This is a genomic window from Corynebacterium sp. UMB10321, assembly GCF_030228725.1.
Lineage (GTDB): Bacteria > Actinomycetota > Actinomycetes > Mycobacteriales > Mycobacteriaceae > Corynebacterium > Corynebacterium pseudogenitalium.
On the sequence record NZ_JASOZC010000008.1, the window covers coordinates 94852 to 107139 of the forward strand.

Below are 12288 nucleotides of genomic sequence, written 5' to 3' on the forward strand. Positions count from 1 at the left end.
AATTCATGCGAAGCTTCCGACCTGGTAAGACGCTTATCGCCCTTTTCACAGCCTTCGCGATGAGCGCCACTGTCTTCTCCCCGCCCGACGCCACAGCCCAGACGACAAGTCAGTGGGTGCCCGATCAGCATGAGGAGCTGTTCGAGCAGCGGGATGAGCTCTCATTCTCAAAGGGTGGCGCTGAGTACTTTTGCCAGGTTGCCCACATCGCGGATGGGCGTGTGTATACCGACGCGCTTTGCGGCGAAGGGCATTCCCTGTACTACCGCGACTCCGAGGGCTCCATACACTACTTCGAGGACAGGCAGACCGATTTTTCTCACAACAAAGATCTCTTCCTGAATCGCTTCGCTTCCTACGCGATCCCGGACTCGCTGCTTCCACAAGTCGGTGAGTCAGCTGAGCCAGTTCTCGGTTCGTACCTCTCGGCCGGAGATACCGTGACCGTTCACGGCCCACGGGAAGACTACGATGCAACGATTGAGAACACCACCGATGGTTTCCTGGCGATTACACTTCCGAGCCATGCGTATTTGACACATGGCGCACCAGTTTCAGTCGGCGGCCGCTACCTCGGGATGTATGAGGGGGTCTTTGACAACGACGACCACAGACAGGGACTCGTCCTCCTCGCAGACCCAGAAGTTCCTCCGACAAGCGAACCGAACAAAGTGGCGTTACTCCTCGAGCGTGAATCCATGCTGTCATATGCTCCGGGCGAAGTAAGCACGATTAACCAGGGTGACAAAATTTTCAACAACGGTCATGGTTGCACCGTCGGATACATCGATAAGCCCAACAACCGCATTTTCCTAGCTGGTCACTGCAGCGATGGCGGCCCTCTCTACTTCACCGACACACAAAACAGGAACTATTACCTAGGCACGGTGGTGACCGAGTTCGATTTCGAGGGCGATCTCACCGACAGCACCATGAGCAAAGACTGGGGCTACATCGATATCCCCGAACACCGCTCGGCGTTACTTGGAGAGAATGCCTACACCTCCGACAGCGTTCTGTTGCCGTCAATGCTCCGGGTCGGTCAGATGGTGTACGGCTTCGGTCAAACGACCGGCCACGTGATGCAGAACTACGTCATGGGCGTGATCAATAATGTCATCCACTTCACACAAGACGACCCAATGCATAAGGGAGATTCGGGCGGGCCAAACTGGGTCATTGATGAAGACGGCAAGCGTCACTTTATCGGCGTGAACTCCGGGAACGATAGAGTCGGAACAGGTCAAGCCCACAAATACGGTATTGCTGTCGGATGGGAAGAGACTCCAACTAGCGACGAGTACGTCAACTACTCGGGCCTCGCGAAAGCACAGTGGGACGCGTACCAAAAAGCGCAGGACGAGGCCGAGAACCCCGTCGCGGTCAACCAAGGCGACGCCGTGGGCCTCGACGACAACGATCGCGATCTCTTCCTCGACCAGGAGTGCACAGCGAAATACGTCGATCACGTCCATCAGCGGATCTACACAAGTCCTGCGTGCACCGGGCCGGGCGGGGCGCGCGGAGTTTCTACGACATACGGGTGGCCCAAGCACTGGGCACTGGCCGAAATCGGCACATTTTTCGACGCACATCTGCCCTACATCCAGGCCCCAGATGGCACGCGGTTGGGCGAAAACCCTGATGCACCTGGGGAGCTCCTATCGACCGGCCAGGTACACCTTAGTGACACGGCTAGCATCGACTGGCGTTCGATGACGGTGGCAGGCACAGTCGGCGACGCGATCCTTCTCCTCCCTGACGGGGATTTTGAGCCGGAGGTGAACACGCCGGTCACCATCGGCGACGACGTTGCCGGCCTGGTTTCCTGGATCTACTACAACGAGAACGGCAACGTGAAGGGCATTGAAGTTCAAAGCCTTCTCGAGACTAATCCGATTGAGCTTCCAGAGGGCTGGCAGGACAACCTTCTCTACGAATACGCGAAGGCAACTGACAAGACCGCTCCCGTGGTTGAGGACGTCGAAAAGAAAGAATTCGACTCCGATGCCGAGATTGAACCCTTCGAATTCACCATCACGGACGAGTACAACGAGCTGACCGTCGAGGTAACCGACCTGCCAGAAGGTCTGTATGCGGACATTCAGTACGACGAACCACGGCTCCGCGCCACCGTCACTGTTCGAGGGACGCCGACGAAGCCTGGTTGGCAATACGCGAATGTAACAGCGCGAGATGCCCTCGGGAACGAGACCTCACGCAACCTCGAATTCTGGATTGCCGACGCCACTGCGCCCGTCATCGATACCACTCCGTTGATCTTGGAGGCCGGCGAGTACGCCGACCTTGAGATTCCAGTAACCGACAACAGCGGCTATTCCCCCAACGTGACAGTCAGCGCTCTCCCCGATGACCTCACGTCATATGAGGAACACATTTACGGGCAGACCACCGTCGTCGGAACGCACGAGCTTCAGGTAACCGCCACGGACGCCGCTGGCAATACTGCAACGGAAACAGTTCAGCTCGAGGTGCGCGACACGAAGAAGCCAGCCATCAACATGCGGAGCAACGCTCGCTGGGAAGCCAATTCAGAATTCAATGACTCCATCAGCGTCGACGTTGACGACGTAACCCCAGTCAGTGTGCGCGTCGACGGCCTGCCCCGAGGCCTGTCTTATGACGACACCAACGGCGTCATCGATGGCGTCACCGACGCGGTCGGCTCGCACGCCGTCACCATCAGCGCTACCGACACCAGCGGCAACACGTCCGAGTCGGAGCTCGAGCTGGTTGTGGAGGACACCACTGCCCCAACAGTGCAAAACGCCGAGTTTGAGCACGAAATTGGTACACCGTTCTCGCATGTTGTTGATGCAACAGACGGCGTAGGGGTGGAACGGGTTACCGTTTCGGGTCTCCCACACGGTCTGCGTTTCGACGAAAGCTCCCGCACCATCAGCGGTACACCTTCAGCGCTGGGCAACTTCCAGACTTCCGTCGAGGCGTTTGATGCGGCTGGAAATACGGGCCAGGGCGCAATTGGATTCCGCGTGGTGGACACCGTCCGGCCTCGCATCTTGGTTGACCACAACCCGCCTGCGGCAACTAAGTTCGACCTGCCGATCCGAGTCGAGGACGCAACCAAGACCGCGTTGTCCGTGACCGGCCTGCCAGCCGGACTGCGACATAAAGGGAACCGGATTGTTGGTTCGACCAAAGATTCGGGCACACACCGTGTAGTCATCACCGCCACGGATGAAGTCGGCAATCAAGCTTCCGAGACGATCACCCTTTCAGTGCCGAAGCCTCGCCCAGCCAAGACGACAGCTCCCGCAGCTCCGTCAACGCAAACAAAGGTCCCGGCAAGACCATCTAAGACGACGGTGCCCTCGACGTCAGCTACGTCAGCCCCGCAGAAGCCGAAAGGGACGACCCCAGCTGCCGAGTCTCCGCGTCAAACTTCGGTCCCAGCCAAGCCGTCCGACGAGGCAACAACGCCTACAGCCCCGTCCGAAACAACTCCGGCGGCTAGCACGCAGTCCGAGCCCCCAACTGAAGAAGGTGGCAGCGCCTCCGGTTCCTCGAAGGGTGGAATCGCCGCACTGGTAATTCTGGGCATCATCGCGTTGGTTGGTGGTGTCGTCGCTACGAACCCTCAGCTCATGAAGCAGATTCAGTCAATGCTGCCGTAGAAAGATGCGCCGACGTGCTTAAACCTTGGGTGTGTCCCAATCCCACGTCGGTGCGGCTTCATCCGCAAACGAATCCACACCCCACCCATCCAACTCAATCTCGGCAGCATCATCGCGATACCCCACCCGACCAGGCTCACACACCCACTGCTCACCACTAGCAAACCGGAAATACAACGTCGGACCCGGCTTGACCACACGGATAAACCCATCCGTGACCAACGAATGACACCTCGAGCACAACGGCACCAAATTCTCCACATCCGTTGCACCTCCTTCGGCCCAATCCCGAATATGATGCATCTGCAAAAACCTGGTATGCCCACACCCTGGCACCGCGCACTTATGCCCCCACATCCCTAGCAGCACCTGCACCTGCTTCGGGCTTGCCAAACGGCGTTTGCGCCCAAACTTGATCACCTGCCCCTGGGCGTCATAGAGCACACCCATCAAATCTGCATGATCTACCAAGTTGGCAAGCCGTGCGGCAGGCGCCGCCATGTGATTCGGCAAAAATGCTCGCCCATCTGATGCCATATGCACCATCACCTGTGCCGCCGGCGCCATGGTTGCGTGTGTGGCGGCCCCGGTGCGCACCATGTGCACCATCCCCATCAGTGATTGCAGCATCAACCGTGCCGGTGGCAGCCCGAAGGTCGAGCGCATCATCTGCGCATCCGCCTCATCCATCGCGTTATCATCCGCATAGGCGTGTGCTCCTGCCCGCAGGGCTGCTTGAAAGGCCACACCGTCGGTAGCGTTCATGCAAAACCAGCCGCGTAGGTATTGGCCGTCTTCGCGGATGGTCAGCCCGCAGTGTTCACCAGCATCCTGGGGTTGTTTGTCGGTGGGGGTTGCGCCTGCCAGGGCGTGTACGAGGCCTTGGTAGCCAGATTCGGCGGCTATTTCTACGAGTTCGTGTTGGTTTGCCTCGGTGGCGTAGTCAAGCATGTAGCGCACACTGGTGTAGTCGATGCTTCCTTGTCGCAGCGCGTCGAGGATGGTGGGAAAGCTTGTGAGTTTGCGAGCCACAGCGGCGTATTCGTAGGCGCGGGTGCGTTTCATTTTTAACACTCTGGCAAGCCATGCCCCGGTTGAGGCACACCCGTATGCTTCGGCGAGGTTGTGGGTGTCGAATTCGGCGATCGCGGTCAGTATTTCCGCGTGTGAGTATGCGAACAGGCGTGCGCTTTCAACGATGGTGTTGATGATGGTGTCGGCGTCGATGGTGGTGGTGTGCATGGTCCCCCCTGGTGTCTTGGTTGTTTTTTAGTATACGTGTTCGAATGGTGGTGTCAAGAGGTTTATCCAAATATTTGTTGATGGGTGTCCGCGCCGCGGACAGTGCGCGGGGTGCTTTGCGACGCCACTTTCTAGCACGGGTGTGTGGGTGGGTGTCCGCGCGACGGACACCTTGATGCAATCGTTTGGGTGTTGAGCTGAACTCGCTCTGTCCGCGCCGCGGAATGCTACTGGAGTCGACTAAAGCTTCGTTGGAGTCCGCGCGGCGGACTGTGCGCGAGGTTGCTTTGCAACAACGGGTAAATTGTCCGCCCCGCGGAAACCTTACTTATGGAGAGGTGGGTTGAGCCAAGCTTCGCCAGCTGTTTGTCCGCCCCGCGGACACCCTCATCAAACGATCAGCACACCGCAACCGGCAGCTGATCCAGCTGGCTCCGGAGCCGTTCTGCAACGGCGTTGGCCATGGCTTGGCCGGTTTGGTAACTGCCGTCGGCGGGGACAACGACCAAAGCCAAAGCAACGTCCTGCTCTGCGGAATTTGACACGAGTCCCATCTGGCGCACTTCGTATCCACCAGTCTCCGAGGGCCCCCACCCGCCTTTGAACCGCGCATTGGGAAGCTGGCCGAGGCCGTAGTCCTGCCCAGGCACGATTTGCCCCATCAACTCAAGGACGGGGTCGGCGTCGCTCAGGCAGCTCAGATTGGACATGAAAGTGGATTCCTCGGCGGCGGTGAGCATGGTTTGGCCGAAGGTTGAGAACTCGGGCCGGATGCGTTCGGTGTTGATGGTTTTTGGTACGCCGCCCTCGGCCAAGACGGTATCGCCGGCACCGGGTGGCAGGGCGTTCCAGAGTTGCAGCGCGGCGTCGTTGTCTGAGGCGGTGATCGCGGCGGGTGCTGCGAGCTGCGCGGTGTCGGGCGCCACGCGGTACGCGGCGACTGCGAGTGGGACTTTGATGGTGGACCAGGCTGGCATCGCTGGGTCGTCGCTGCTTCCTACGCCGCCCGCGGCGACGGCGACGGTGCCTCCGAACTGGTTGGCAACTTCGTCGGCGATAGTGGAGAGCAGCTTATCGACGCCCACTTCGCCCACCGGCTCGTCAACTGGTACAGGCGGCTGAGCGTTCGGGTGCGTTGTCGTTGAGGTGACGGTGATGGTCGGCGGGGCGTCGTTAGTGGGTGTCCCGCAGGCCCCGAGGGCGGTCACGGCGAGGAGGGCGCAGCATGCTCGTTTCACCTCCACCACCCTAGTGCCCTGGGCACGAAAAAACCCGCACACGAGGTGCGGGTTTTCACGAGTGCTGAATTAGCCCTGACGAGCCTTGAAGCGTGGCTCCTTCTTGTTCAGGACGTAAACCTTGCCACGGCGGCGCACAACCTGGGCGCCCGGCTTGTTCTTCAGCGACCGAAGCGACTTGCGGACCTTCATCGGGCGCTCCTTTCTAATCGAGGATCTTCATCTTCGTGCGACCACTGGAAACAGTCTGGTCGCGACACGTCGCGTTATATTACCCCATCACGTGGGGAAACCAAAACGCCGGTGCTACTTGGTGTAGCGTTGCTCCATTTCCGACGCCACTTCGTCCAGACTCCGGTTCATTGTTTCGGGGACGAAGTAGCGGACGAATCCTGCTGCAAGGATGCCACAGATGATGAAGATGGAGAAGGTGGCGGTGGCGGAGAGGGCGTCGACAAGTGGGAGGAAGAACTGGGCGACGATCCAGTTCATGACCCACAGTGCGAGTCCTGCGAGGCCCATGCCGGCGCCGCGGATTTGTGGCGGGACCAGCTCGGAGATAAGCAGCCAGGTCGTGGGCGAGACTGCTGCTTGCTGCGACGCGATGAACAGCGCCATGCAGGCGAGTGAGACCCACGCGAGTGCGGCGTTGTTTTCCGCGGCGCGGTACGTGAGCGTGAGCGCGAAAAGGAAGATGACGTTGCCGCTCAGGCCGATGAGCAGTAGTCGTTTGCGGCCGATCCTGTCGATGACCTGCAGTCCGACCCAGCACGCGACGACGGAGACGAGCCCAATCACCATAGAGGTGTAGACGGCGTTTTCGGTGGAGAGGCCGACTTTGTTCATCATCGTTGGCGCGAAGTAGACGATGGCGTTCACGCCCGTGACCTGCTGCGTGATGCCGAGCAGCGCGGCGATCAGCACGGTCATGCGTAGCCATCGAACGTTACGCAGGCGGGCCCACTCGCCGCCGCGCTGGGCGCGAAGCTCGGCGTCTTCGGTGGTTTCGAGGGTGAGTTCTTCACGCGTCATGCCGACTCGGTCGCCGATGGTGAGGGCTGCGTCGATACGCTGGTGGCGGGCGAGCCACAGGGGCGTTTCAGGCAGGAATGCCATGCCGACGGCCAGGGCGGCTCCGGGGACTGCGGCGAGTCCGAGCATCAGCTGCCAGCTGCCGGTCGAGGCGAGTGCGGAGTTCACGGAGTACGCGAGCAGCTGCCCCACCACAATCATCAGCGTGTTCAGTGACACCATCTTGCCGCGCACCCGGGCGGGCACCATCTCCGAGATGTACATCGGCGCCACGATAGACACTCCGCCGACACCGACCCCTAAGAACGTTCGGGCCGCCGCGAGTGCTTCCACCGACCCCGCAAGCGCGCACCACAGCGAGCCCGCGATGAACACGAGGCCGCCCATTATTAAGGTGCGTTTGCGGCCGAGCCTGTCCGCGATCGCTCCGCCGCTGAGCGCGCCGACCGCGGCACCGACGAGCAACATCGAGGTCACAAGCCCTTCTTGCCCTGGGGTGAGCTGGAATTCGGGGGTGATGTAGAGCAGCGCGCCGCTCATCACGCCGGTGTCGTAGCCGAAGAGCAGCCCGCCCAGCGCGGCGACGCCCGCAACTTTCCGGACGTAGCTTCGTTGGGCAGTGGTGAGTTGTTGCATGCATACCAATATGCACCGTGGGTACGCTGGTTCCTATGTCTCGGCCAGATTCACCGCAAGTTAGCAGCAAACAGCAAGAGATCATCGACACGCTCGGGGTCCAACCTTCGATTGATCCCGCGCGAGAAATCGAGCGTCGCGTCGCATTCCTCTGCGACTATGCCCGCGCAGCCTCCTCAGCCGGTTTCGTACTCGGCATTTCCGGGGGCCAGGACTCGACGCTCGCAGGTCGCCTCGCACAGATCGCTGTCGAGCGGCTGCGGGACTCGGGTGTCGACGCCCACTTCCTCGCCGTCCGCCTCCCCCACGGTGTCCAAGTCGACGAGGACGACGCCCAGTTGGCGCTCCGCTTCATCGAACCGGATGAGACGGTGACCGTTGACATTGCTCCTGCCACGAAGGCGCTCAGCGATGAGGTCGCCGGTGCGTTGGGGGCGCCCCTCAGCGACTTCAACAAGGGCAACGTGAAAGCCCGCCTTCGAATGGTGGCGCAGTACGCGCTTGCCGGCGAGCGCAACCTCCTGGTCATCGGCACTGACCACGCGGCGGAAAACGTCACCGGTTTCTTCACCAAGTTTGGCGACGGCGCCGCAGACCTCACCCCCCTCGCCGGCCTCAACAAACGCCAAGGCGCAGCTCTCCTCCGCGAGCTCGGCGCCGACCCTCGCCTCTGGGAGAAAGTCCCCACCGCCGACCTGGAAGAGGACCGCCCGGCCTTGCCCGATGAAGAAGCGCTCGGCGTGACCTACCAGCACATCGACGATTACCTCGAAGGCAAAACCGTTCCGTCCGCGGCGGCGGAACGCATCGAGCACCTGTGGCGCATCGGCCAGCACAAACGACACCTGCCGCCAGGGCCAGATTCCTCCTGGTGGAAGGCTTAGCCCGTCACGTCTAACGTCGCTTGCGCGGCGTTGGCAAGCTCCCCCGCGTACGCCGGGCCGTGCGTCAACGCGTGCACGGCCAACGGGTGAAGCTGGTGAATCGGGATGCGCCGACGCCAGTCCTCCCCCAGGCTTGCCCGCGACTCGTAGCCCGCAAGGATATCTTCCAAAAACGGCGCGCCGAACAACGCCAGCATGGCGATGTCCGTCAACGGGTGCCCACCGTGCGCCGCCGGGTCGATGAACCTCAGGCCGGACTCGTCGAAAAGCAGGTTGCCCGCCCAAAGATCCCCATGGATACGCGCCAGCGGGGCGTCCTCGTCCCCCTCAACAAGCGCAGCGCAGGCGCGTTCCACGAGCTCTAGCTGCTGCTTCGAAATATTTCCCGCCACATGTGCGCTCCTAGCGAACGGCAGCACGCGCTGCTCGGTATAAAACTTCGCCCACCGCTGCTCCGGCACGCAGTCCTGCTCTACCCTGCCGATGAAGTTCGGGCCATCCCACCCGGTCGGCGGTGCACCGAAGGCTTCCGCGCCCATCGCGTGAATCTTCGCCAGCTCCTCCCCCGCCCGGCGCGCCGCGTCGCGAGTGGGTCGCACGGTTTCGACGCGTTCTATTCGCAACGTCCGCTGCTCCTCGTCCACGCCGCAGACCTCCACGACTGCCTCGCTGCCCTCGCGCAGCCAGCGCAGGCCGGCGGCCTCGCTGCTCGCCTGGCCCGGCGCGGTACAACGCTTACTGAAATCACTCAAGGTGGCCCTCCAATGCAAGCAAGAATCGCTTCATGTCTTCCCCACCACGGTAGCGCCCGAGGTGGCCATCGCTACGCACGACCCGGTGACACGGAATGAGCAGCGGCAGCGGATTTTTCGCGCAGGCAGTGCCGACGGCACGCACCGCCCCCGGATTATCGACGTCCACCGCTAGCCCCTTATACGTCGTCACCTCGCCGAACGGCACGTGTTGGAGCGCGTCCAGCACCTTCGTCCGAAACGGCGGGAGGCCTTCAAGGTCGAGCGGGACATCGAAAGACGTTCGTGTCCCGGCAAAGTACTCCTCGAGCTGCCCGCGGACGGCACCAATCGGTCCGGGACGCGCGCCTGTGGCGTGGATTACCTCAGCTGGGTCGTCAGCCGGCAACGCGATCCGGCGTACGCCGCGCGGCGAAACGACGACTGTTAAGGGGCCTACTTGCGTCTCGACGGCACCGAATAATGTCTCACACATGTCACCAGTACTAGCACCTTGCTATGGTGCCAGCCATGACCACCTACATTCCCCCACCCGGATACTCGGCGATCACGGTCCCGGAGGACCACGACGGGCGGCGGATACACAAGTTCCTCGCCAGCTACACCACGTGCCCGGCGACCATGCTGTTCAAGCTCGCACGCAAGGGGGCGCTGCGTGTCAACCAGAAACGTATCAAGCAGGATTACCGCGTCCGGGCTGGGGACGTGATCACGTTGCCGGGTGAGTTCTGTAAGGAAGCGAAGAGGGCGTCGAAAAGTAAGAGCCACGGGTTTGAGGTGCTGTGGGAGGGGCCGACGGCACTGGTAGTAAATAAGCCGGCGGGGGTGCCGGTGCATGCGGGGACAGGGACGCGGCGCGGTGTCATCGAGCGGATTCGTGACGTGTACCCCGATGCTGAGCTCGCGCACCGCATCGATAAGGAGACGTCGGGGGCGCTGCTGATCGCGCTGAACCACCCGGAGCTGCGCTACCTGCAACGAGCCTTCCGCGGGCAGGACGTGATCCGCATCTACCGCGCGGTCGTGGAGGGACGCTGGGCGGGTGCGCGCGACGTAAAGGTCCCGATCGCGCGAACACCGAAAACCATGGTCGTACGTGCCGACGGCGACGTCGCCCACACTCGATTCCGCCGCGTGGACAACCGCGGTCCGAACACGCTCGTCGAAGCCGAGCTCATTACTGGACGACGCCACCAGATCCGCGTACACGCCGCCCACAAGGGTCACCCCATCGTCGGCGACCGCGCGTACGGCTCGCGCACGAGCACACAGCGGATGTTCCTGCACGCCTACCGGCTGGAGTTCACTCTGAGCAACGGCGAGCGCGTCGCGGTAACGGCGCCGGTCCGTAAAAGGTGAAAGCATTTCTCACTACACTGAAGCCATGAGACAACACCAAAAGTACAAAGATCAGATTCGCATCCAACGAGTTCCTATAGATGCCGTCCACTCACAGTCTCGTAAAACACCAGGTTACGACAGTGATCTACTCCGTGATTCTGATAACAATATCTTAGGCCCTGCAGAATCTAGGCCAGTTACACAAGATGATCTAGATCTCCTTGAAGACGTGCTTCCGTCTGAAGATGTACGCTCAGCGCACACTACAATGCTGCAAGACATAGCAGTAAACGTTGCCGTTGATGTGATAGTGAAGTACCTTTTCCCCAGGGTAGTTCAAACGGGTAAATCTTTTGTCGCCAAGCAGTGGCACGCCGCAAAAACAAAGCGCTTAGCGAAGAAAACCAGGCAGCAGCCTCCTCCAAAGAACACCGAAGTTGAAGCATTACATGCCAAAGCCCCAATGAACGCAGCAGAGTACGCCGAGCGACTCAACCTAGCAAAACAGGCGGAAGAGTTTGCCCAAAAACAATTCATCCTACTTGCGCAGCATGAACCAGTTGTTCAGAGCAATATCAAAATAGAATCACCTGCCGAGGAACTTCCTACTGCTCAAGAACGGCGTGCAATAGAACCGTCAACGTTACAAGAGAGTATGATCTTTCAACGCTCGAATGTGCAGCATCGCACAGACACCGGAGATAAGCTTTCTCTCGAATAGTGATATCTGCCAAGTCCCATTTGGAACTATCCATACTTGCTAAAATCAAAGACCGCAGGTCCTAGGCAACCTGCGGTCTTTTCTGTGGAGCTAACGGGATTCGAACCCGTGACCCCCACACTGCCAGTGTGGTGCGCTACCAACTGCGCCATAGCCCCGCGCACGTACAAACCCGCGTAGGCGTCAGCTTATACCGTGCGTTTAATGTGAGGCAAATGCATACAGAGGACCTTCCCACTCTCCTGAGGAAATAGCCTCTCCTTCAAGCGAGCGGGAACAAATCACTCAAATTGGTACAGCGTGAAAACTACCTAGGTTGCCATCTCTAGGCAGTTCAATGCATCACAAACTACGCAACCACCGATCGATTTGGTCCTTCAGTGGGGGCACTGTGGCAAGGATGCCCAGTGCGATCAGCAGGAGCCCGGTAAAGACCACTCCACACACGGCTGCACCAGTGCTGCTCCCATTGTCTCCCTTACTACTTTGGCTGGAAGAATTGCTGGAGCACATTCCACGTGACTCGGAACTTGAATTACTGCTCGAGTCAGGCTTAGCGCTCGTGGTTGGCGTCGGCTTGGCAGACGTGGTTGGCTTGACAAACGTGCTCGGTGACGGCACTGCCTTTGTAGAACTCTTCACCGTCGTCGTAGGCTCCGGCTTCACCGTCGTCGGCTCCGGTTTCACGGTCGCGCTCGGCTTCACGCTTGGCTCCGGCTTCGCAGTCGTGCTCGGCTCCGACTTTGTAGACGTGGTTGGCTTGACAAACGTGCTCGGTGACGGCAC

At 60.4% G+C, this 12288-nt stretch carries 11 protein-coding genes and 1 tRNA gene; 5 read left to right on the forward strand and 7 right to left on the reverse strand.

Going from position 1 to position 12288, the window contains the following annotated elements; genetic code table 11:
* Positions 1–5 precede the first annotated feature (5 nt).
* Positions 6–3656: a putative Ig domain-containing protein gene (locus QP752_RS08715; protein WP_284805275.1), complete on the forward strand. Its 3651-nt coding sequence runs from the start codon at positions 6–8 to the stop codon at positions 3654–3656.
* A gap of 18 nt (positions 3657–3674) precedes the next feature.
* Here QP752_RS08715 and QP752_RS08720 read toward each other — a convergent pair whose 3' ends face one another.
* The 4 genes from QP752_RS08720 to QP752_RS08735 form a co-directional block, all read right to left on the reverse strand.
* Positions 3675–4898, reverse strand: coding sequence for an HNH endonuclease signature motif containing protein (locus QP752_RS08720; protein ID WP_284805276.1), 1224 nt, complete (start codon positions 4896–4898; stop codon positions 3675–3677).
* Between the two features lie 398 nt (positions 4899–5296).
* Positions 5297–6136, reverse strand: a complete 840-nt coding sequence (locus QP752_RS08725) for a hypothetical protein (protein ID WP_284805277.1) — start codon at positions 6134–6136, stop codon at positions 5297–5299.
* Between the two features lie 69 nt (positions 6137–6205).
* The gene (gene ykgO, locus QP752_RS08730) at positions 6206–6328 is read right to left on the reverse strand and encodes a type B 50S ribosomal protein L36 (RefSeq protein ID WP_018020497.1); all 123 of its coding nucleotides are present in this window, start codon (positions 6326–6328) and stop codon (positions 6206–6208) included.
* Positions 6329–6442: 114 nt separating this feature from the next.
* Positions 6443–7804, reverse strand: coding sequence for a sugar porter family MFS transporter (locus tag QP752_RS08735; RefSeq protein WP_070361971.1), 1362 nt, complete (start codon positions 7802–7804; stop codon positions 6443–6445).
* Between the two features lie 35 nt (positions 7805–7839).
* On the opposite strand from QP752_RS08735, the gene nadE reads away from it, so the two are divergent.
* Positions 7840–8688, forward strand: a complete 849-nt coding sequence (gene nadE, locus QP752_RS08740) for an ammonia-dependent NAD(+) synthetase (protein WP_070975268.1) — start codon at positions 7840–7842, stop codon at positions 8686–8688.
* On the opposite strand, the gene QP752_RS08745 is transcribed toward nadE, so the two are convergent.
* Together QP752_RS08745 and QP752_RS08750 are read right to left on the reverse strand one after the other, a co-directional pair.
* Positions 8685–9440, reverse strand: coding sequence for a fructosamine kinase family protein (locus QP752_RS08745; protein WP_284805278.1), 756 nt, complete (start codon positions 9438–9440; stop codon positions 8685–8687). The genes nadE and QP752_RS08745 overlap by 4 nt on opposite strands.
* Positions 9433–9915, reverse strand: coding sequence for a methylated-DNA--[protein]-cysteine S-methyltransferase (locus QP752_RS08750; RefSeq protein WP_284805279.1), 483 nt, complete (start codon positions 9913–9915; stop codon positions 9433–9435). The genes QP752_RS08745 and QP752_RS08750 overlap by 8 nt, the downstream gene beginning before the upstream one ends.
* A 35-nt stretch (positions 9916–9950) precedes the next feature.
* On the opposite strand from QP752_RS08750, the gene QP752_RS08755 reads away from it, so the two are divergent.
* Together QP752_RS08755 and QP752_RS08760 are read left to right on the forward strand one after the other, a co-directional pair.
* Complete coding sequence (locus tag QP752_RS08755; protein WP_284805280.1) at positions 9951–10799, forward strand: RluA family pseudouridine synthase; 849 nt, start codon at positions 9951–9953, stop codon at positions 10797–10799.
* A gap of 25 nt (positions 10800–10824) precedes the next feature.
* Positions 10825–11502 (forward strand): hypothetical protein, encoded by a 678-nt coding sequence (locus tag QP752_RS08760; RefSeq protein WP_284805281.1) that lies wholly within the window; start codon positions 10825–10827, stop codon positions 11500–11502.
* Between the two features lie 85 nt (positions 11503–11587).
* Here QP752_RS08760 and QP752_RS08765 read toward each other — a convergent pair.
* Positions 11588–11660: transfer RNA gene (locus QP752_RS08765), tRNA-Ala, on the reverse strand.
* Positions 11661–12001: 341 nt separating this feature from the next.
* On the opposite strand from QP752_RS08765, the gene QP752_RS08770 reads away from it, so the two are divergent.
* On the forward strand, positions 12002–12288 hold a 287-nt coding region (locus QP752_RS08770; RefSeq protein ID WP_284805282.1), incomplete at its 3' end, for a hypothetical protein.